The 18,086-nt window shown below is 56.6% G+C and carries 21 protein-coding genes, 1 tRNA gene and 2 pseudogenes; 11 read left to right on the top strand and 13 right to left on the bottom strand.

Going from position 1 to position 18,086, the window contains the following annotated elements; genetic code table 11:
- Positions 1 to 58: 58 nt before the first annotated feature.
- Positions 59 to 373 (bottom strand): J domain-containing protein, encoded by a 315-nt coding sequence (locus ACRANW_RS03980; protein ID WP_479433245.1) that lies wholly within the window; start codon positions 371 to 373, stop codon positions 59 to 61.
- Complete coding sequence (locus ACRANW_RS03975; RefSeq protein WP_479433244.1) at positions 373 to 1,239, bottom strand: division plane positioning ATPase MipZ; 867 nt, start codon at positions 1,237 to 1,239, stop codon at positions 373 to 375. Before ACRANW_RS03975 ends, ACRANW_RS03980 begins: the two co-directional genes overlap by 1 nt.
- Positions 1,240 to 1,338: 99 nt before the next feature.
- On the opposite strand from ACRANW_RS03975, the gene panC reads away from it, so the two are divergent.
- From panC to ACRANW_RS03955, 4 genes and pseudogenes are all read left to right on the top strand, one after another.
- Positions 1,339 to 2,202 carry a pantoate--beta-alanine ligase gene (gene panC, locus ACRANW_RS03970; protein WP_479433243.1) on the top strand — a complete coding sequence of 288 codons (864 nt, stop codon included), beginning with the start codon at positions 1,339 to 1,341 and terminating at the stop codon, positions 2,200 to 2,202.
- Positions 2,203 to 2,257: 55 nt separating this feature from the next.
- A tRNA-Gly gene (locus ACRANW_RS03965) sits at positions 2,258 to 2,331 on the top strand.
- A 74-nt stretch (positions 2,332 to 2,405) separates the two neighbouring features.
- Positions 2,406 to 2,675: pseudogene (locus ACRANW_RS03960) on the top strand (DUF6538 domain-containing protein); the annotation flags it as partial.
- A 120-nt stretch (positions 2,676 to 2,795) separates the two neighbouring features.
- Positions 2,796 to 3,911 (top strand): site-specific integrase, encoded by a 1,116-nt coding sequence (locus tag ACRANW_RS03955; RefSeq protein ID WP_479434002.1) that lies wholly within the window; start codon positions 2,796 to 2,798, stop codon positions 3,909 to 3,911.
- Here the strand turns inward: ACRANW_RS03955 and ACRANW_RS03950 are convergent.
- Positions 3,908 to 4,543, bottom strand: coding sequence for an HNH endonuclease (locus tag ACRANW_RS03950; protein ID WP_479433242.1), 636 nt, complete (start codon positions 4,541 to 4,543; stop codon positions 3,908 to 3,910). The genes ACRANW_RS03955 and ACRANW_RS03950 overlap by 4 nt on opposite strands.
- 403 nt (positions 4,544 to 4,946) lie before the next feature.
- Positions 4,947 to 5,537 carry a recombinase family protein gene (locus tag ACRANW_RS03945; protein WP_479433233.1) on the bottom strand — a complete coding sequence of 197 codons (591 nt, stop codon included), beginning with the start codon at positions 5,535 to 5,537 and terminating at the stop codon, positions 4,947 to 4,949.
- Between the two features lie 103 nt (positions 5,538 to 5,640).
- Between ACRANW_RS03945 and ACRANW_RS03940 the strand changes: the two genes are divergently transcribed.
- Positions 5,641 to 5,844: a hypothetical protein gene (locus ACRANW_RS03940; protein ID WP_479433234.1), complete on the top strand. Its 204-nt coding sequence runs from the start codon at positions 5,641 to 5,643 to the stop codon at positions 5,842 to 5,844.
- 3 nt (positions 5,845 to 5,847) lie between these two features.
- Here ACRANW_RS03940 and ACRANW_RS03935 read toward each other — a convergent pair whose 3' ends face one another.
- The 7 genes and pseudogenes from ACRANW_RS03935 to ACRANW_RS03905 form a co-directional block, all read right to left on the bottom strand.
- Positions 5,848 to 6,102, bottom strand: a complete 255-nt coding sequence (locus tag ACRANW_RS03935) for a hypothetical protein (RefSeq protein ID WP_479433235.1) — start codon at positions 6,100 to 6,102, stop codon at positions 5,848 to 5,850.
- Positions 6,103 to 6,180: 78 nt separating this feature from the next.
- Complete coding sequence (locus tag ACRANW_RS03930; protein WP_479433236.1) at positions 6,181 to 6,654, bottom strand: hypothetical protein; 474 nt, start codon at positions 6,652 to 6,654, stop codon at positions 6,181 to 6,183.
- Positions 6,655 to 6,958: 304 nt separating this feature from the next.
- Positions 6,959 to 7,273 carry a hypothetical protein gene (locus ACRANW_RS03925; RefSeq protein ID WP_479433241.1) on the bottom strand — a complete coding sequence of 105 codons (315 nt, stop codon included), beginning with the start codon at positions 7,271 to 7,273 and terminating at the stop codon, positions 6,959 to 6,961.
- Positions 7,273 to 8,253, bottom strand: a complete 981-nt coding sequence (locus ACRANW_RS03920; RefSeq protein WP_479433240.1) for a phage Gp37/Gp68 family protein — start codon at positions 8,251 to 8,253, stop codon at positions 7,273 to 7,275. Before ACRANW_RS03920 ends, ACRANW_RS03925 begins: the two co-directional genes overlap by 1 nt.
- Before the next feature lie 955 nt (positions 8,254 to 9,208).
- Complete coding sequence (locus ACRANW_RS03915) at positions 9,209 to 10,420, bottom strand: DEAD/DEAH box helicase (protein ID WP_479433239.1); 1,212 nt, start codon at positions 10,418 to 10,420, stop codon at positions 9,209 to 9,211.
- Between the two features lie 77 nt (positions 10,421 to 10,497).
- Positions 10,498 to 11,340, bottom strand: coding sequence for an NYN domain-containing protein (locus ACRANW_RS03910; RefSeq protein WP_479433238.1), 843 nt, complete (start codon positions 11,338 to 11,340; stop codon positions 10,498 to 10,500).
- A gap of 154 nt (positions 11,341 to 11,494) precedes the next feature.
- A pseudogene (locus tag ACRANW_RS03905) lies at positions 11,495 to 13,249 on the bottom strand (class I SAM-dependent DNA methyltransferase); the annotation flags it as partial.
- A gap of 6 nt (positions 13,250 to 13,255) precedes the next feature.
- On the opposite strand from ACRANW_RS03905, the gene ACRANW_RS03900 reads away from it, so the two are divergent.
- The 3 genes from ACRANW_RS03900 (at position 13,256) to ACRANW_RS03890 (ending at position 14,741) form a co-directional block, all read left to right on the top strand.
- Positions 13,256 to 13,726 (top strand): hypothetical protein, encoded by a 471-nt coding sequence (locus ACRANW_RS03900; RefSeq protein ID WP_479433237.1) that lies wholly within the window; start codon positions 13,256 to 13,258, stop codon positions 13,724 to 13,726.
- Between the two features lie 208 nt (positions 13,727 to 13,934).
- Entirely contained in the window at positions 13,935 to 14,408 is a 474-nt protein-coding gene (locus ACRANW_RS03895; RefSeq protein ID WP_479433236.1) for a hypothetical protein, read from the top strand.
- Positions 14,409 to 14,486: 78 nt separating this feature from the next.
- The gene (locus tag ACRANW_RS03890; protein ID WP_479433235.1) at positions 14,487 to 14,741 is read left to right on the top strand and encodes a hypothetical protein; all 255 of its coding nucleotides are present in this window, start codon (positions 14,487 to 14,489) and stop codon (positions 14,739 to 14,741) included.
- 3 nt (positions 14,742 to 14,744) lie between these two features.
- Here ACRANW_RS03890 and ACRANW_RS03885 read toward each other — a convergent pair whose 3' ends face one another.
- Positions 14,745 to 14,948, bottom strand: coding sequence for a hypothetical protein (locus tag ACRANW_RS03885; RefSeq protein ID WP_479433234.1), 204 nt, complete (start codon positions 14,946 to 14,948; stop codon positions 14,745 to 14,747).
- Between the two features lie 103 nt (positions 14,949 to 15,051).
- Between ACRANW_RS03885 and ACRANW_RS03880 the strand changes: the two genes are divergently transcribed.
- The 3 genes from ACRANW_RS03880 (at position 15,052) to ACRANW_RS03870 (ending at position 17,130) form a co-directional block, all read left to right on the top strand.
- Positions 15,052 to 15,642, top strand: a complete 591-nt coding sequence (locus ACRANW_RS03880; RefSeq protein ID WP_479433233.1) for a recombinase family protein — start codon at positions 15,052 to 15,054, stop codon at positions 15,640 to 15,642.
- Positions 15,643 to 15,853: 211 nt separating this feature from the next.
- Positions 15,854 to 16,780 carry a DUF6538 domain-containing protein gene (locus ACRANW_RS03875; protein WP_479433232.1) on the top strand — a complete coding sequence of 309 codons (927 nt, stop codon included), beginning with the start codon at positions 15,854 to 15,856 and terminating at the stop codon, positions 16,778 to 16,780.
- Complete coding sequence (locus ACRANW_RS03870) at positions 16,684 to 17,130, top strand: DUF6538 domain-containing protein (protein WP_479433231.1); 447 nt, start codon at positions 16,684 to 16,686, stop codon at positions 17,128 to 17,130. The genes ACRANW_RS03875 and ACRANW_RS03870 overlap by 97 nt, the downstream gene beginning before the upstream one ends.
- Before the next feature lie 231 nt (positions 17,131 to 17,361).
- Here ACRANW_RS03870 and ACRANW_RS03865 read toward each other — a convergent pair whose 3' ends face one another.
- Positions 17,362 to 17,925 carry a fasciclin domain-containing protein gene (locus ACRANW_RS03865; protein WP_479433230.1) on the bottom strand — a complete coding sequence of 188 codons (564 nt, stop codon included), beginning with the start codon at positions 17,923 to 17,925 and terminating at the stop codon, positions 17,362 to 17,364.
- Between the last annotated feature and the right edge of the window lie 161 nt (positions 17,926 to 18,086).

Here is an 18,086-nt window from a genome sequence, read left to right as displayed (position 1 = left end):
CGCCGTTCACCGATCTGCCCGGACAGGCAGACGAAGCCTTCAGACGTTTTGGAAATTGCTACGGATGCTCGTCATCGCGCAGAACGGCAGGTGCGTTCGGCAGTTCGCCCAGCAACAGATCGCGCGCGGCATTGGCCTCCTGCATCGCAGCCGTCGTGCCGCCTCTGTCGGGGTGCACGGCTGCGATCAGATTGCGGTGTGCGCTGATGATCTGGGAGCGACTGGCGCCGCGATCAACGCCGAGCACAAGCCGCGCTTGCTTGTGTGCATCGGTGCCAGCTGATGCTCCGCGCAGATAGTCCCACGGCCACTTGCCGGTGACCCAGCGACACACCAGGCTGAGCGCAAGGATCGCGATGATCGCCTTCACCATCAGGCGATTTCCAGCGCGTCATGCTCGCGATCAAAGGCGGGCAGGCTGAGGGCCTTGACCAGCGCGCGCAATTCCTGCCGCGCAACGAGATGGCTTGTGCCCAGTTCCCCAAGCTGCCCTTTGTCGAGCAGCGTTAGGCCGGATGGAAACAATTCACGATAGATCACGCGCTCGGAAAGACCTTGCGTCACCCGGAAACCGACCCGTTTTGACATTTCACCCAGCGCCCTGTGAAGGCGCGCCTGGTTGCGCGCTTCGACGTGGCCGGTGCGGTTCCTGACCACGATCCAGTCCATTTCGGGCCGCTGCTGTTCAATCGTCATGCGGCTGCGCTTCAATCGGGCTTCCCAGATCAGCTCAGCAAAAAAGGACAGCTTCTTGACCTTGAAGGTCTCGGCATCGACTTGCCCGATCAGATCGAAATCGACGAAGCTGTCGTTCATCGGCGTCACCAGCGTATCGGCGTGTTCCACCGCGATGCGGGCATAGGGATCATCGCGCCCCGGATTGTCGATAATGAGAAAATCACAGCTTGCCTCAAGCCGGCGGATCATGCCGAGCAGATCGCCCGTGGTGTTGCCGCGGAACACCTCGCAATCGGGCGTCGGAAGCGTCAGCCCGCGCTTTTCCAGCGTGGTCAGCCGGTTTTCGATATAGCGGTGCATCGTGCGCTGGCGCGGATCGAGGTCGATCGAGGACACCCGCGCACCCAGATAGCTAAGCGCCACGGCCACATGAACCGCGGTGGTCGATTTGCCAGTGCCGCCCTTCTCGTTGGCGAACACGATCCGGTGGGCCTGCCCTTTGCGCAGACTGCGTTCCGCCAGCACGGGTTCGGAAGGTTGATCGCTCGGGGCGGGCGGCATGGTCAGTCTCTTGAAGGGGCGCAAGGGCAGATGGGCTTGAAAGGGAACGGGCGGCGCCGCTAGGGCACCTGGCAGTCATGTAACCTTGGAGGCGCACTGGTGCAAACGGTCAAGTCGCTGCAAATGTTGAGAACCGCTTTGGCACAATTGCGCGCCGATGGCGGATCTGTCGCGCTCGTGCCTACCATGGGCGCGCTGCATGAAGGCCACCTCACACTGGTGCGCCGCGCGCAGGCCGAAGCGGATCATGTGGTTGCCTCGATCTTCGTCAATCCCAAGCAGTTTGGCGCAAACGAGGATCTGGACGCCTATCCCCGCCAACTGGCTGACGATGCGGCCATGCTCGCGGCCGAGGGCTGCGCGTTGCTCTGGGCGCCCGACGTTGCGGCGATGTACCCATCCAGATTTGCCACCAATGTCAGCGTGACAGGCGTGAGCGACGGGCTGTGCGGCGCGGCCCGCCCCGGCCATTTCGACGGCGTGGCGACGGTGGTGTGCAAACTGTTCAACCAGGTCGCACCTGACATGGCGTTCTTCGGCGAAAAGGACTTCCAGCAGCTTGCGGTGATCCGCGCCATGGCGCGCGATCTTGATCTCAGTTTCCCGCACGCCGACGCGATCATCGGTGTGCCGACCGTGCGCGAGGCCGATGGATTAGCGATGTCGAGCCGCAATCGCTACCTCGCACCCGATGCTCGCACCGCCGCCGCTGCCCTGCCCCGCGCCATTCGGTCAGCAATCGCTGCGATCGAGGGCGGCGCGGATGTATCAGGCGTGCTGGCCAACGTCGAAGCTGAGCTCATCGCAGAAGGCTTCACAGGGGTCGATTATGCCGTTCTGGCAGACAGCCGCTCGCTTGCGCCACTGACGGACCTGAACGCGCAGCCTGCGCGTCTGCTTGTGGCGGCTCGGATCGGCGGCACCCGGCTGATCGACAACATGGCGGTGAATGCGGCCATCTGATACGGGACGATATTGACGTGCCTGCATTTTCGGTGGCATGGGCCGTGTCGAGCGGGCGGGTATAGCTTAGTGGTAAAGCACCAGCCTTCCAAGCTGGCTATGCGGGTTCGATTCCCGCTACCCGCTCCAAGCCTCAACAAACCCCTGAAATAGCTGCGAAAACTGCCTCACAGCAGGGGGAATCTGGCGCGTGGGTCACAGGAGTGGGTCACAATGGTGCGCCCGATTCGTCGTCAACGCTCTCAAATCGTTCAAGAAATCGTCCTGAACAGTGGGTCACACGGTTGGGTCACAAACGGTCCACACGCGGACTGTCTCAGCGAGGATCGATTTATCAGTTTCGGGTGAGGGTTCCTGCTGATTTGAGGGCGGTTCTGGACAGCACTCACGTGAAGCGCTCACTGGGGACGGACAGCAGATCGCTGGCGATCAGGTTGAGCAGGAAGGTCGCCGCTGAGATCGAAGCTATCTTTGAGGCAAAGCGTCTTGAAATCGGGTTGCGGGCTGAGGGTCGGTTGCTTCCCTTATCATCACCGCCTGCCACGGTTGAGAAGACGATTGAGCGACGATCTGAATCAGCGTCCGCAAAGACGATGGGTCTGACGCTTTCCCAAACATATGACCGATACCTTGCCGACCCGACGAAGCGGCGATCAGCGCGGACAATGCTCGCGCACCATACGACGCGGCGGGTGGTTGAGGATGTCCTCGGGGCTGACACTCCCATCGCCAATATCACGCGCGACCAGTGTCGTGACTTGCTCGAAACCCTGCGCTGGCTGCCCGTCAACATGAACAAGAAGTTCGGCGACGTGCGCGTGCGCGACGCCGCGAAGGCTGCTCGATCAGACCTTTCAATCCGAACGATCAACGCGACGAACCTGAACGCCTACATGGCGCGCTTCGCCACTATGATGAACTGGGCGGTCACTGAGGAACTCATTGGGCGGAATCCTGCGCGAGGACTCCAAGTTGCGGACACGATTCACCCGCAAGATCGCCGCAAGCCTTTCGAGCCATGGCAGTTGCAGCGCATCTTCAACGCACCGATCTACACGGGCTGCAAGGACGAGGAGAACGGCTATTCGGTTGTCGGCTCACACATTGCGGTCGGCGCTCGGTTCTGGGTTCCGCTGATCTGCCTGTTCTCAGGTATGCGGCTCAATGAGGCATGCCAACTGGATGTCACGGATGTCAGGGAGATAGAGGAAGTCCTCTGCTTCGTTATCACCGAGCAGAGTCTTGTCGGCTCGCGGGACAAGTCGCTCAAGACTAAATCCAGCGAGCGGATCGTCCCCGCCCATCCAGAGCTATTGGCGGTTGGGATCGCGGCATTCGTTGAACGGAAACGAAGCGAAGGCTCGACAAAACTGTTCGACGACCTTGCACTAGGTAAGCGCGGCTTCCGATCCGTTGCGTTTTCTCGGTGGTTCACGCGTTTCTTAGTCAGCATCGAAGCAACCTCAGGTCGAACTTGTTTCCACTCTTTCCGTCATGGCTTTCGAGACGCATGCCGCAATGCTCAGATCGACAGGGATGTCGCGCTACGACTGGGCGGTTGGATCACTGGTGGATCACACAGCGAGACCGCCGACGATTATGGGTCTGGCCATCGACCGCAAGTGCTTTACGATGCGATTTCAGAGGTCAGATATGCTGGTGTAGAACTCGTTCACCTAAAGAACTTGCGAACGTGTCAGTATTGTTAGCCTCGGCTCGTCACACGCACCTTGAGCGCATCGATGTCCAATTTCGACCGCACATGATGCATTCTCCGATGACAGTTAGGGCAAAGCGCGACACAATTTTCGATCGTATCACCGCCGCCGTGAGCTAACTGATTGATGTGGTGGCACTCAAGATATGGCCGCCCACCAACCGAAAACGGAGCGCCTTCGCCACAAAGGTCACATTTTCCTTTGGCAAGTGCCTTCACATACGCGCTCACATAAGGTGAGCGTTGAACATACTTGTTGGATTGGCGGGATGTAGCAGGTTTCTGCCTCTGCGTCTCCAACGCTTTTTTCGCTAAGTCAGCCAAGCTAAGTTCTGAAATTTCCCGCTCAATCTCAAGGGCTGCTTCGTCGTATTTCGGCACAATAAAGAAGCCCAATTCGTTAAGTATGTCGTTCGTTGGCCATCCCCCGCCTCTGGACCTCGGATTCTCAAAGCCAGCCTCGATTTCGGCACGCTCGCGGATAACCTTAGGTGGAAATCGATCCCCAGTTACTGGATCGATCACATCCCATTTCTTCGATTTCTTAGAATCCTTAAACCCATGTTTTCTGACGTGAGCAAATGCCAATCTCACGTGCTTCGCTTTAAGCTCCATATAGCTCATGCCCCTGTTTCATTTCGTTTACTTCAAGGAACCCTCACCCGAAACTGATAAATCGATCCTCGCTGAGACAGTCCGCGTGTGGACCGTTTGTGACCCAACCGTGTGACCCACTGTTCAGGACGATTTCTTGAACGATTTGAGAGCGTTGACGACGAATCGGGCGCACCATTGTGACCCACTCCTGTGACCCACGCGCCAGATTCCCCCTGCTGTGAGGCAGTTTTCGCAGCTATTTCAGGGGTTTGTTGAGGCTTGGAGCGGGTAGCGGGAGATTGCCCTGAGGCTCGATTGGATTCCCGATCTGGATGACGGTTTTCTACCGTTTCTGGATCATTTGGATGGGGAGACGGTGAAGGGAACCGAACCGCTGCACGGTCGGTAGCTGGCTGGTTATCGTCGTCGATCATGCGGCTTGAGCCATCTTCGTTTTGATGCGGTGGACGGTTCCAACACCGACCTTGTGACGCTTTGCGGTAGCGTTGATGCTGATCCCTTGGGAGAGCGTCCGCTGGATTTTCTCAACGATGATCGGGGGCAGCGCTGGGCGTCCCGCCTTTTTGTTCGAGCGCGCCAAGCCAGCCATGATGCGGCTGCGGATCATCTCACGCTCAAAATCGGCGAACACGCTCAGCATGCCGAACATGGCGCGACCACTGGGCGTGCTGGTGTCGAGCGCCTGCTGGTGAAGATACAGATCGACCCCCTTGGCATTGATCTCATTGAGGAAGGTCACAAGGTCTTGCAGCGAGCGTCCGAGACGATCCACCGACCAGCTTGCGACCAGATCGATCTCGCGGCGGGCAATGGCTTTCATCAGCGCATCGTAAGCGGGACGCTGATCCCGACCTTTGGCACCGCTGATCCCTTCATCACAAAACTCGGCGACGATCTCCCAGCCATTGCGCTCGGCGACGGCAATGAGTTCGCGGCGTTGGTTTTCGGTCGTTTGGGTATCCTGCGATACGCGCAGATAAAAAGCTGTTCGTTTGCCCATTCCAGAAGATTCTCATATTTCTGCAACGCGTCAAGCAGTTCTTTTAGTTCGTCTTTTTCCTGATCCTGCGATAAATCACGGACTGCACCAGCGGGAGACAAGCATGCCGAAGACGCCGATCTACAACGCCCGCAAGCTCGTCATGGGCTACATCGAGGACGACGGCAAAGGCAGGCAGACCGCTTTCGATGAGAGGATGCTGATCGTCGGATATTATGAAGCGTCCTCGAACCAGACCTTCAACAAGAACCGCACCCTCTACGGGCAGGGCAACCAGTTGATGGCGCTGATTCCGCAGCGACCATAGCCCTCATAACTCGCAGTCGATGATCTCGACGGGCTGGGCGAGATGCTCATCATAAGCATCCCTGACCTGATGCTCGTTGGCACCATCGGGCAAGACCGTCTCAGCCATCATCATGTTCAGATAGCCGATGAGGTCATCGAGGGCATCGCGGCGACTAAACGAAGCAACCACACGGCGGCATGGGGGCAGGTCTCCGACGATGCTGATGTAGATCGTTTGGCAGGCGTGGAAGGTGGACTGGTCGGGGGGATATTCCATGTAATCTCTCAGGATGGATTATGTCCTGAGTTTACCAAAGGGGTGGTCGCGTCCGCATTATTCATCTGATGTGGCGTGCTATTTTCCCAACTCGCCAGCCTGAACAGGGGTGAAGTGCAGGCTTAGGAGTTCGCCATCACCATAGCGGATCGGGGCGAAGCGGGCTTCGATGTGCGTGATCCGACCAGTCTCGATCATCCTCGGGATCGCCCAGAAGGGCGCGGTCGGCATGTAGACCATGCAGCCCCGATAATCCTTGCGCAGGTTCATCATCAGCAGGAACGGACGATCCTTCACGACAGAGGGCTCGCTGTCCTCGAACGCATGCGCGCACCCCAGCGTGATCTCGACCTTCTGCCCGAGGTGCTTCTTGTGGCGCTTGCTGATGTCCTCGATGATCGCGGTGATGTCGATCAGCGCCTCGTCCTGCACTGGCATGTCGTGCGTCCGATTTTGCGCGATGTAATAGGACTGCGTGAAGCTCTCGATCCGCGCGACCAGTAGCTCGGGGTCAGGTGGCGGGATTTTCCTGCGCGCCATGGCGGTGATCATAGCCCGTCTTCGCCATCCGTGCCCCGCACCATTTCAACTGGTTTGCGAACAACCGAACTCGGCATCCCAAAATCGCGCATCAGAGCCATTTCTTGAGCCCAATTGCAGGATGGGTTTTGGAATCCGCGTCCGCAGCCCGACTATCAGAGTGGCGGAACGACTGTGCAGGGTGAGGAGGCGAGGGAAGAGGTCGAACACATCACTTCATTCATCCTCTGCATCAACGCACTGGACCTTCTTCAAAAACCCCGTTCGAGCGGTCAAAAAGCTCCCACCAATAATCCTTCATCATTGTTTTGAAGGTCTAAATTTTGCCTTCATCGTCGGTGACGAGAGCTATTTCGCCACATTCATCATGCCAGACCGTATCAATTCCGATTTTGTGCGCGGCAATCTGAAATTCGTCTACTCCAACTTGTCCTGTGATGATGAAACGCTGTGGACCTTGCAAACGCAAATCATGCTCCGCAAGTGCGTGATCATTATCAAGGAAAGGATCGTCGATCTTTTTCTGAGCTATCTTCTTTGCTGCGGCTCTGATCTTTAAAGCAGCCATTGCTTCGTCAAAATCATTGACCTCGGCTGAGTAGCCATAAGAGGTTTTTTTGAAATCTGCCATCAGACATCCTTCCCGTAAAATGTAAGATTTGTCTTGAAATTTGGATTGTCTGCCAACGGGTCACCACTCCCTCCAACAGCCGCCAAAACCGCGTCGATCTCGTCCTCGAATGCTTGCGAGCCGACCCTGAACGGTGCGCTTGACACCATGTAACGATCCGAAGGCGTCACATGCGCAAGCTCACCCACTCTTTTCCATCGCGGATCAGGGCGCGGCATCTGATCATAGGCGGAGGCGGGCATCTCGAAGATTTCCTCACCGTCGAGAAGGTGACCGTTTAACTTCTTCGAAGCCTTCACACCTCGCGCATCGAAAGACCCCCACTGCTTGAAGAAAAAAGGAACTCCTGCCGCGCGGCAGCGATCTCGAAGGTCTCGAAACCAGTCGATGTTCGGCGCGCGGACACTCCTTGCCACCCCGCTTTCGCCACCCGCGATAACCCAATCGAGTTCGTCAATTGGTAAGCTCGGCAAGGCGCTTAACAGCGGCTCGGCGGAGACGAAACGAACCTTGGCAGGAACTTTCATCAACTCGCGAGATCGGGGGATCGCGTATTTGTCACTTTCGATTGATGTCCCCGCCCACATGTTATCAGCCCAATTCAGACTGAGCTTCCGTGTGAGCTTGACCATACGAGATGGTCTCTTGGTCAAAATCTGGAAAACGTGATGTGGGGATCGATTCATCACATCGAAGTTTTCAACGATCCAATCGTCTTCCATGTCCTCGTGGAACATGTCGCTCATCGAGTTAACGAAGAACACGGTTGGCTTTCTGGTTTTGAGTGGCTTGTTGATGATATGCTCAGGGGCTCGGTTGATCTTGCCTGTCCAGTCCATCTTCTCAACCACCCCCGAATAATGGGGATGATTAAAGCGGCTCGCCATTCTGATCGCGTAGCAATTATCGCATCCCGCACTGATGCGGGAGCAACCAACCTGTGGATTCCAAGTTGCATCTGTCCATTCGATAGTGCTCATTGTTGTGCGTCCTTACTCATTTCGGCTACCCTCTGCTGCCTAAATCGAAATACAATCCGATCACCTGATCGCGCTCTTTGTATTTGGTTGGTAGTTTCGGCTCAAGTCAAACTTACACAGTTCGGCAACCTATGAGTGACGCGTTTCAATTTAGACCACTCTTACAACTTATAATCGATTATAAATTCACAGATGAAAATTAAATTCCGCCAGATGTATTTTATCTCTTGGTGAGCAAGCGACATGAAATGCTTTGTCGTCACTCGGTTAGAGATTTTTTGAATGTTTCAGAAATATTTTGATGACACTGAAATAAGCGAGGTGCAGGATGCGTCTCGACTTGCGTAATACGGTCGGTGGACATCAAGCTTTTCTAAATATTCACACCACTCCTGCGCATGAATATTCATAATCTCGGCAAGTAGCCTGAAAGGTTTTGAAAATTTACGTCTTGATGCGATCAGACAATTAGACTTAGCCCTCACAACGATTTTGTGGTGCTAAGCTCGTATAAATGCGACCGCGCCTCCGCACTGACATCGGAAATGTGGTCTACTTTGACAGAAGTGGTTGCCGTCCAGCGAGGCGGCTGTGATCGGTCGGGTGCCCACAAATCATTGATTGAGTTCATTTTCTGGACAAATCTCGATTTTGTGAGATTTGCTTCTCATGGAACTCGACGACATCACTCAATACCGCTCATTGGGGTGGGATTTTGACATGACCCTGCACGGGCATCCCAAATCTCAGAAGTTCTGGGAATACATCTACGAAAACCCCCACTGCCAAACGCACCACATCGTGACGTTCAGGACTGGGCGGTTGCTCGACCGCATCTGGCGCGATCTGTCCAACGCGGGATGTCGTCTGCTGCCCTTCCAGTTTCGCGGTGTGCATGGCGTGCCCGACGCGCTTTATGAGGCGTGGGTTCACGGATGGGACGGGCGCATGGAATTCATGTTCTGGAAGGGGAAAATCTGCAAAGAACTCGGGATCGAATGCCTAATCGACGACGCGACGTTGGAGGTCTTCGCGGGCTGCTCGGAGCACAGCATTGCCTACGTCCATCCCGACTGCGTGAGCATCGGAGGCTTATAATATGCCCCTCAGATTGGGCGACCTGATGGTTCGTTCTCGAAGGCTTGCGGACATTGCCAGCCTGCCTGAGGATCGTGGCCAAGAGCTTCCATACGTCCAGTTGAGGTGATGGCGGGCGTTCACGGTTGGTGCGATGCGCAGGGTCTTTCAGCGCAGCGAGAACCTTGCCCCGCCGTGCAGGATCGCTGTCATCGACGAGATCGGCGATTCTGACGATCCGACCGTCCGCCAGCTTCACATGGTGGAATCCAGTGTCGGCATCGGCACCCTGCCATTCCCCGAGATTCTCCATGATCTCCTCGACCTCTTTGATCTTGTCCTTCGTGCTTTCGCGCGAATTGACCGAAGGGATGTGGACGATGGTTTTCTTGGCAGGGTCGAGCACAGCCTCAATCGCATTGAGGTAGCGGCCCGTGTAGAAGAAATATCCGATGTTGAGCGCCTTGAGGTGCTCATAGCCGTTCAACTGTTCGTAGTAGGTGTAGGTGACGGTTTCGAACTTCGCCTCGTCTTCGGGCATCAGGACGGGAACGGCATCGCCACGGAAATAGCTCCCTGTCATAGCGACGATGTGCGCCTTGTCGCGGCGCAGGAACTGGGCAAGCTGACTGCCGAGGCGGCTGTCCTCGCTCGCCGACACATGGTGGAATTCGTCCACTGCAATCAGGCGATTATCGAAGGCTTCGACCCCAAGCTGCTCTACAGCGAAACGGAAGGTCGCATGGGTGCAGACGAGCACCTTATCGTCACTGGCGAGAAACTGACCTACGGCTTTGATCTTGGAGGGATCGACGCGCTCTTCATCTGGGCCTGCTGCATTGCAGAGATTCCACTTTGGGCGCACCTCCCAATCGGCCCAGAACCCGAACTTCGATAGCGGTTCATCCATGAAGGAGCCGCCGATCGATTTCTCGGGAACGACGATGATCGCCTGATCCAGCCCCTGATTGTGCAGCTTGTCGAGCGCGATGAACATCAGCGCCCGAGACTTGCCCGAGGCAGGCGGCGATTTGATCAGCAGATATTGCTCACCGCGCTTAGCATAGGCGCGCTCCTGCATCGGGCGCATGCCCATCTCATTGGCATTGGTGGATGCGCCTGTGCGGGCGGTCTGGAATGATACGGCGGGAATGGGCTTGGATGTGGTCATGATGCTGCGCCTCCCACATTTCCGTTAACTGCTTCGTTGAGCGCTGGATTTGCTCGGCGCACCACCTCGCCGGGGCGCGCAAGGACGGTTTGCAATCCATCAATATGCTCGAAGAGTTCCTCGCTTACCTTTTGCCAAAGGGGGTCAAGGATGAACTGGACGCCTTCCCTTCGGGCCAGCTTAGCCGCAGGCACAAAGTCGGCGTCCCCAGCGATCAACACGATCGTATGTGCCAACTTCTTGAGCGTAACCGATGCGATATCCAAACCGATCCGCATATCAACGCCCTTCTGGCGCAAGTCGAGCTTGACCATCCAGTCTTCAAGTTTCGCCCATTCGGCGGCTTCCTTGAGGAGCCCATCTGCGGTTTCCTGATCGAGGATTAGGCTGCCATCCTCAGCACGCGGCAATTCCGCCAGCGTTGCAAGACGCGGCTTCACCCTCAGAAGCTTGGCAAGCATCTTATGATCGAGAGTCCACCCGCTGATATTGCTCAGAGTTCCGAGGCGAAGTGCCATATTCCGCTGCTTTTTCAGATGATGGAAAAGCTCAATCTGGAAGGCGGCCAAATCACTCTTTTTGAAATTGATTTGCTTGCCTGAGATTGGATGGTGAGCCTGTCCCTCGAACGGCGGCGCATCGTAATAGAAGATGCGATAGACGTGCCGATGCCAGTTGCTGTCATCGTCGCCCGTGAGCTTCTGAATATGCTTGCGGCAGATCGAGCGGATTACCCCGCACATCGCGACGGGCGTAAGCTTTTCTGGTTGCTCAACAATTCGGGCAAGGCGTTTCGTGATGAAACCCCCGTCGATCATGATTGCGATGCCGCGATCCATCAGCGCGCACCCGCCATAAACGACGAAGCCCCAAGATTTCGGTAGCACTCTGGATTTCCGAGTGAACCTACTCTCAAGGGGCGGATTACCATTCGATATATGAGAGACATTGCTACTTTGCAAACGGATTGCAGTTTCGTTTCATTTTTTCCGTTCACGCCGCTTTCCCCTTTGTGGTCATCTTGGTGTAGAGTTCGAACAGTTTTTCGAGGCGTTCGGTGTCGTTGCGGAAGCGGCGTCCGATGTAGATGCGTTCGAGGGTTTCGTCGTTCTCATCGTGGGCGCGGCGGAGGTCTGCGGGCATGGTGTCGGGATCGTAGAGATCGGCGATGGTGGCGGGGAAATGCGCCTCGCGCGCGAGCAGGATGTTCTCGGCGCAGCGGGTGAGGTCGGACTTGTTCTGCTCGGTCAGTTTGGGGAGCGGGAAAGTGTTCCAACCGAGGGTGTTTGAGTAACGGAAGCGAGTTTCAAGCTTCCCGCAAACTGTCGAGACCCAGACAAGATGTAATCTAGATGCTATCAGCGCAAGATTCCAAAGTGGAGCATCGTAGATCGCAAACGCACTGTCTGCGACTATTGAACGCTCTGGCAAAAGGCCCACAGGAAGATATTCGCGACGCTCAGAGCTTACCCTTGGAATTATCATCGCTAGGCGATCGGAAACACCCTGAATCTGTCGGAATCTGTGCGGAAACTCAGCCGCTGGCCTTGTTTCAGCAGCCTTGCTCTCCGCTCGAAGACGCCTAACCTGCTCAATCCGCGTTGCAATGGGGTCAATTTGGCCAATGCTCGGCAAATCACAATCTTCGATCCACAGGCAATAGCGTTGTGTTCCTCGGATGAACTCCGCAGAACCGAAGTAGGGACGGATCACCGATGCGGCCTCGCGGTATTCGCCAATGAGTGCGGTCATCGCACCAAAATCGAGAAAAAAATTGCCGCCGTCTGTTGGCTTGTTCCCCCAGACCATCAGCGCTCGGTCACTAGGGCTTCGGTTAACTTTCTCGACAATGAGGTTAGGGCCGCCAACCAAGTATGCGTTAATGCTGTCAGCGGACTTCGCAACCACATCACCATCGTCGCCAACGACGTAAATTGTCTTTCCTGCACTGCTCTGCAACCGCATTCCGATTATCGCAACGGTGACGCCCGCATTGTGGCTCGCGAGATTTTTCCACTTGAAACTGGGATAAACAAAAGAAATTTCAAGATTTTTCTTGAACAATATGGGCCACAAAACTGGGACCTGCTCTCCTTGGCTAATGGAATTGGTTGCCACAAATGCGAATGCCGCTTCTGATTTGTTCAGATAAGCCGCAGCCTGTGCAAACCAACCCGCAACATAATCGAGTGATTTCCAGTTTTTTGTGTAGTCAGAAAAGAGATCAGCAAGGTCAGCTTTTTGCTCTTTGTCTTGCCATGTGCTGCCGAGATACGGCGGGTTGCCACAAATGTAGGTCTCACCGCCTGCGTTCTCAAAATCGATCTCAGACTGGTCGAGCGGCGTTTGAAACAGATCATCCCCACGCACCTTCACACCTGTGCCTGTCGGAGGGCAGATATCCAGCCAATTGAGCCGCAGCGCATTGCCGCAGGTGATCCAATTCTCGTTGTTCAGCGGCAGGAACTCAGCCAGCGCCTCCTTCTGCCCGCGATAGAGCACATCGCACTGATACTCGGCGATAATGAGTGCGAGGCGGGCGATCTCGGCGGGGAAATCGCGCAGTTCGATTCCGCGAAAATTGGTCAACGGAATCTCGGTCTTGCGGTCGGGCTCGCCGCGCCGCTGGTTGATCTCAGCCTCAATCTCCCGCATCGCCTTGTAAGCGATGACGAGGAAGTTGCCGCTACCGCAGGCGGGATCGAACACCCTGATTTTCGCCATGCGGGTGCGGAGATTCAGGAGCTTGACCATGTGGACATCATCATCGCGCTCGGCATGGCGAAGGAAGGGTTCGACTGGATATGGTGCGAGCACGCCCTGACTGTCGGCTATCGGTCGAGCCTCACCGAAATCATCCAGATCATCGGGCGCGCCACTCGTGACGCGCCGGGGAAAGAAAGCGCGACCTTTACTAACCTCATCGCCGAGCCCGACCCATCAGAAGCGGCGGTCGCGGGCGCGATCAACGACACGCTCAAGGCCATCGCTGCCAGTTTATTGATGGAGCAGGTGCTGGCACCCCGCTTCACATTCACGCCGAAGGATTGCGGGCCGCTCGAAGACTTCGACTACGGTCCCGCAGGATACAAGGAAGGCGAGACCAACGTTGGTGTTCGCGAGGGCACCCACCAGAACTGGTTCGAATCCGCGACATCAAGATGTCTCGCCTTCTCCCAGTTCGGATTCGAACGAGTTCAGTTAAGGAAATGGGGGTTTAGATGAATGAAGTGATGTGTTCGACCTCTTCCCTCGCCTCCTCACCCTGCACAGTCGTTCCGCCACTCTGATAGTCGGGCTGCGGACGCGGATTCCAAAACCCATCCTGCAATTGGGCTCAAGAAATGGCTCTGATGCGCGATTTTGGGATGCCGAGTTCGGTTGTTCGCAAACCAGTTGAAATGGTGCGGGGCACGGATGGCGAAGACGGGCTATGATCACCGCCATGGCGCGCAGGAAAATCCCGCCACCTGACCCCGAGCTACTGGTCGCGCGGATCGAGAGCTTCACGCAGTCCTATTACATCGCGCAAAATCGGACGCACGACATGCCAGTGCAGGACGAGGCGCTGATCGACATCACCGCGATCATCGAGGACATCAGCAAGCGCCACAAGAAGCACCTCGGGCAGAAGGTCGAGATCACGCTGGGGTGCGCGCATGCGTTCGAGGACAGCGAGCCCTCTGTCGTGAAGGATCGTCCGTTCCTGCTGATGATGAACCTGCGCAAGGATTATCGGGGCTGCATGGTCTACATGCCGACCGCGCCCTTCTGGGCGATCCCGAGGATGATCGAGACTGGTCGGATCACGCACATCGAAGCCCGCTTCGCCCCGATCCGCTATGGTGATGGCGAACTCCTAAGCCTGCACTTCACCCCTGTTCAGGCTGGCGAGTTGGGAAAATAGCACGCCACATCAGATGAATAATGCGGACGCGACCACCCCTTTGGTAAACTCAGGACATAATCCATCCTGAGAGATTACATGGAATATCCCCCCGACCAGTCCACCTTCCACGCCTGCCAAACGATCTACATCAGCATCGTCGGAGACCTGCCCCCATGCCGCCGTGTGGTTGCTTCGTTTAGTCGCCGCGATGCCCTCGATGACCTCATCGGCTATCTGAACATGATGATGGCTGAGACGGTCTTGCCCGATGGTGCCAACGAGCATCAGGTCAGGGATGCTTATGATGAGCATCTCGCCCAGCCCGTCGAGATCATCGACTGCGAGTTATGAGGGCTATGGTCGCTGCGGAATCAGCGCCATCAACTGGTTGCCCTGCCCGTAGAGGGTGCGGTTCTTGTTGAAGGTCTGGTTCGAGGACGCTTCATAATATCCGACGATCAGCATCCTCTCATCGAAAGCGGTCTGCCTGCCTTTGCCGTCGTCCTCGATGTAGCCCATGACGAGCTTGCGGGCGTTGTAGATCGGCGTCTTCGGCATGCTTGTCTCCCGCTGGTGCAGTCCGTGATTTATCGCAGGATCAGGAAAAAGACGAACTAAAAGAACTGCTTGACGCGTTGCAGAAATATGAGAATCTTCTGGAATGGGCAAACGAACAGCTTTTTATCTGCGCGTATCGCAGGATACCCAAACGACCGAAAACCAACGCCGCGAACTCATTGCCGTCGCCGAGCGCAATGGCTGGGAGATCGTCGCCGAGTTTTGTGATGAAGGGATCAGCGGTGCCAAAGGTCGGGATCAGCGTCCCGCTTACGATGCGCTGATGAAAGCCATTGCCCGCCGCGAGATCGATCTGGTCGCAAGCTGGTCGGTGGATCGTCTCGGACGCTCGCTGCAAGACCTTGTGACCTTCCTCAATGAGATCAATGCCAAGGGGGTCGATCTGTATCTTCACCAGCAGGCGCTCGACACCAGCACGCCCAGTGGTCGCGCCATGTTCGGCATGCTGAGCGTGTTCGCCGATTTTGAGCGTGAGATGATCCGCAGCCGCATCATGGCTGGCTTGGCGCGCTCGAACAAAAAGGCGGGACGCCCAGCGCTGCCCCCGATCATCGTTGAGAAAATCCAGCGGACGCTCTCCCAAGGGATCAGCATCAACGCTACCGCAAAGCGTCACAAGGTCGGTGTTGGAACCGTCCACCGCATCAAAACGAAGATGGCTCAAGCCGCATGATCGACGACGATAACCAGCCAGCTACCGACCGTGCAGCGGTTCGGTTCCCTTCACCGTCTCCCCATCCAAATGATCCAGAAACGGTAGAAAACCGTCATCCAGATCGGGAATCCAATCGAGCCTCAGGGCAATCTCCCGCTACCCGCTCCAAGCCTCAACAAACCCCTGAAATAGCTGCGAAAACTGCCTCACAGCAGGGGGAATCTGGCGCGTGGGTCACACCAAGGTGTCACACTTTGCTGACTCGGAATCCTTATCAACGCTCTCAAATCGTTCGGGAAATCGTTCCCGCGACTGTCACACCGGATCGTCACACCAAAGGTCTGCGCGGGGATTGTGGCTGAGAGGGGCGGTGTATCAATTTCGAGTCAAAGTGCCTGTCGATCTTCGGGAATCTCTGGGGCGGGTTGATGTGAACCGCTCGTTGAGAACTGACAGCAGATCGCTCGCCATCAGGTTAAGCCGCAAGGTCGCTGCGGAGGTTGATGCGATGTTCGAGGCAAAGCGTCTTGAAATCGGGCTGGCGGTTGAGGGTCGGCTGCTCCCCTCATCCAAAGTGCCGTCGCCAGTTGAGAAAACGATTAAGCAACGATCTGAAAGAGCGTCTCCCGCGACGATTGGTCCGACGCTTTCGCAGGTCTACGACCGATACCTTGCCGATCCTACGAAGCGTCGCTCAGCGCGCACAATGCTCGCGCACCAGACAACGCGCCGCGTGGTGGAGGATTTGCTCGGAGCCGATACACCGATTGCGAAGATTACCCGCGACCAGTGCCGAGACCTGCTCGAAACCCTGCGCTGGCTCCCCGTCAATATGGCAAAGAAATTCGGCGGCGTGCGCGTGCGCGATGCCGCGAAGGCTGCGCAATCAGACCCCTCAATCCGAACGATCAACGCGACAAACCTGAATGCCTACATGGCGCGCTTCGCCACCATGATGAACTGGGCGGTCACTGAGGAACTCATAGGGCGCAACCCTGCGCGAGGGCTTCAAGTCGCGGACACGATTCACCCACAAGATCGCCGCAAGCCCTTCGAGCTATGGCAGTTGCAGCGCATCTTCAACGCGCCGATCTACACGGGCTGCAAGGACGAGGAGAATGGCTATTCGGTCGTCGGCTCACACATCTTCGGGTGAAGGTTCCCGTCGATCTCAGGAAGGCATTTGGGCGCGAGCATGTGAATCGTTCCCTGCGAACGGACAGCAGATCGTTGGCGGTCAGGTTGAGCCGCAAGGTCGCTGCTGAGGTTGATGCGATGTTCGAGGCAAAGCGTCTTGAGATCGGCTTGGAGGTGGAGGGTCGGTTGCTCCCCTCAGCCTCAGTGCCCGCGACAGTTGAGAAGTCGATTGAGCGACGATCTCAGGAAGCGTCTCCGAAGACGATCCTTGCCAGTAGGGTGCGTCCGCGCCCCTTGCTGATTGCTGTGGCGATAGTGTTGATCGCGACCAGCAGTTACAGCATCTACCGCGCGTGGCCGATCATCTAGCCCCTTGAAAAGCAGCATAGACACCGATCCGATCGTCATTTGCCAGCTGACCGGTGTAATCAATCTTATTGGCGCGCTTGCCTATGCAGCGCGGATCGCCGGGGTCGGGAGTCCACAAAGCAAAACCCCGCCCGGCCTTGAGGTAGGCCGGACGGGGCAGAAAAAGCGCTGCTCATCTCCGAGGGGGGAAGGGAGATGAAGACGTAGCGGCGCTCGGGGGTTACCAGTTTATCAGCCGGGCATGAACACGCCGTCGGTCACGTGCACGACGCCGTTCGAGGTCATGACGTCAGCCTTGGTCACCATGGTCTTGCCGCCCGCGGCATCGGTGATCACGACGCTTTCGCCTTCAAGCGTGGCGGTGAGGTCGGTGCCGGCCACGGTCGGGATGGTGGCCGAACCGCCGCCTGCGTTGATCTGCTCGATCAGGTCAGCAGCCGTCACCTTTCCTGCCACGGCGTGGTAGGTAAGGATGGTGGTTAGGGTCGCCTTGTTTTCCGGCTTCACCAGTTCATCGACCGTGCCGGCCGGCAATTTGGCGAAAGCGGCATCGGTCGGTGCGAAAACGGTCAGTGGGCCGGGGCCAGAGAGTGTGTCGGCAAGACCGGCAGCTGTCACGGCTGCGACCAGGGTGTTGTGCATGCCAGTGGACTGCGCGGTTTCAACGATGTTGGCTTCGGCCTTGGCAGCGGCATGGCCGGCGTGGTTATCGGCGATTGCAGGTGCGGCAACGAGGCCGGTGGTGGCCATCAGGCCGGCTGCGATAAGCGCGTTGAACGTGATCTTCGAGGTCATTGGAAACTCTCCGTAATGGGGAAATTTAGTTCTGCGTCTCTCATTATTGTGGCGAGTTAATGGGTATCACCCGTCATAGTTTCGCTGGTGCGCGCAATTTTTGGATGAACTGCCGCCCGCACGCGGTGAAGCGACTGGATCAACGAAGTCCGTCACCGTCT

The organism is Erythrobacter sp. 'gip.4 top 5' (assembly GCF_056495765.1).
This window is presented reverse-complemented; position numbering and strand designations above follow the sequence as displayed.

What these genes read in the sequence shown, in the direction of transcription:
- ACRANW_RS03980 (WP_479433245.1), bottom strand. Translation starts at nt 373, where the DNA reads ATGGTGAAGGCGATCATCGCGATCCTTGCGCTCAGCCTGGTGTGTCGC.
- ACRANW_RS03975 (WP_479433244.1), bottom strand. Translation starts at nt 1,239, where the DNA reads ATGCCGCCCGCCCCGAGCGATCAACCTTCCGAACCCGTGCTGGCGGAA.
- ACRANW_RS03955 (WP_479434002.1), top strand. Translation starts at nt 2,796, where the DNA reads ATGGGTCTGACGCTTTCCCAAACATATGACCGATACCTTGCCGACCCG.
- ACRANW_RS03950 (WP_479433242.1), bottom strand. Translation starts at nt 4,543, where the DNA reads ATGAGCTATATGGAGCTTAAAGCGAAGCACGTGAGATTGGCATTTGCT.
- ACRANW_RS03945 (WP_479433233.1), bottom strand. Translation starts at nt 5,537, where the DNA reads ATGGGCAAACGAACAGCTTTTTATCTGCGCGTATCGCAGGATACCCAA.
- ACRANW_RS03940 (WP_479433234.1), top strand. Translation starts at nt 5,641, where the DNA reads ATGCCGAAGACGCCGATCTACAACGCCCGCAAGCTCGTCATGGGCTAC.
- ACRANW_RS03935 (WP_479433235.1), bottom strand. Translation starts at nt 6,102, where the DNA reads ATGGAATATCCCCCCGACCAGTCCACCTTCCACGCCTGCCAAACGATC.
- ACRANW_RS03930 (WP_479433236.1), bottom strand. Translation starts at nt 6,654, where the DNA reads ATGATCACCGCCATGGCGCGCAGGAAAATCCCGCCACCTGACCCCGAG.
- ACRANW_RS03925 (WP_479433241.1), bottom strand. Translation starts at nt 7,273, where the DNA reads ATGGCAGATTTCAAAAAAACCTCTTATGGCTACTCAGCCGAGGTCAAT.
- ACRANW_RS03920 (WP_479433240.1), bottom strand. Translation starts at nt 8,253, where the DNA reads ATGAGCACTATCGAATGGACAGATGCAACTTGGAATCCACAGGTTGGT.
- ACRANW_RS03915 (WP_479433239.1), bottom strand. Translation starts at nt 10,420, where the DNA reads ATGCGCCCGATGCAGGAGCGCGCCTATGCTAAGCGCGGTGAGCAATAT.
- ACRANW_RS03910 (WP_479433238.1), bottom strand. Translation starts at nt 11,340, where the DNA reads ATGGATCGCGGCATCGCAATCATGATCGACGGGGGTTTCATCACGAAA.
- ACRANW_RS03895 (WP_479433236.1), top strand. Translation starts at nt 13,935, where the DNA reads ATGATCACCGCCATGGCGCGCAGGAAAATCCCGCCACCTGACCCCGAG.
- ACRANW_RS03890 (WP_479433235.1), top strand. Translation starts at nt 14,487, where the DNA reads ATGGAATATCCCCCCGACCAGTCCACCTTCCACGCCTGCCAAACGATC.
- ACRANW_RS03885 (WP_479433234.1), bottom strand. Translation starts at nt 14,948, where the DNA reads ATGCCGAAGACGCCGATCTACAACGCCCGCAAGCTCGTCATGGGCTAC.
- ACRANW_RS03880 (WP_479433233.1), top strand. Translation starts at nt 15,052, where the DNA reads ATGGGCAAACGAACAGCTTTTTATCTGCGCGTATCGCAGGATACCCAA.
- ACRANW_RS03870 (WP_479433231.1), top strand. Translation starts at nt 16,684, where the DNA reads ATGGCAGTTGCAGCGCATCTTCAACGCGCCGATCTACACGGGCTGCAA.
- ACRANW_RS03865 (WP_479433230.1), bottom strand. Translation starts at nt 17,925, where the DNA reads ATGACCTCGAAGATCACGTTCAACGCGCTTATCGCAGCCGGCCTGATG.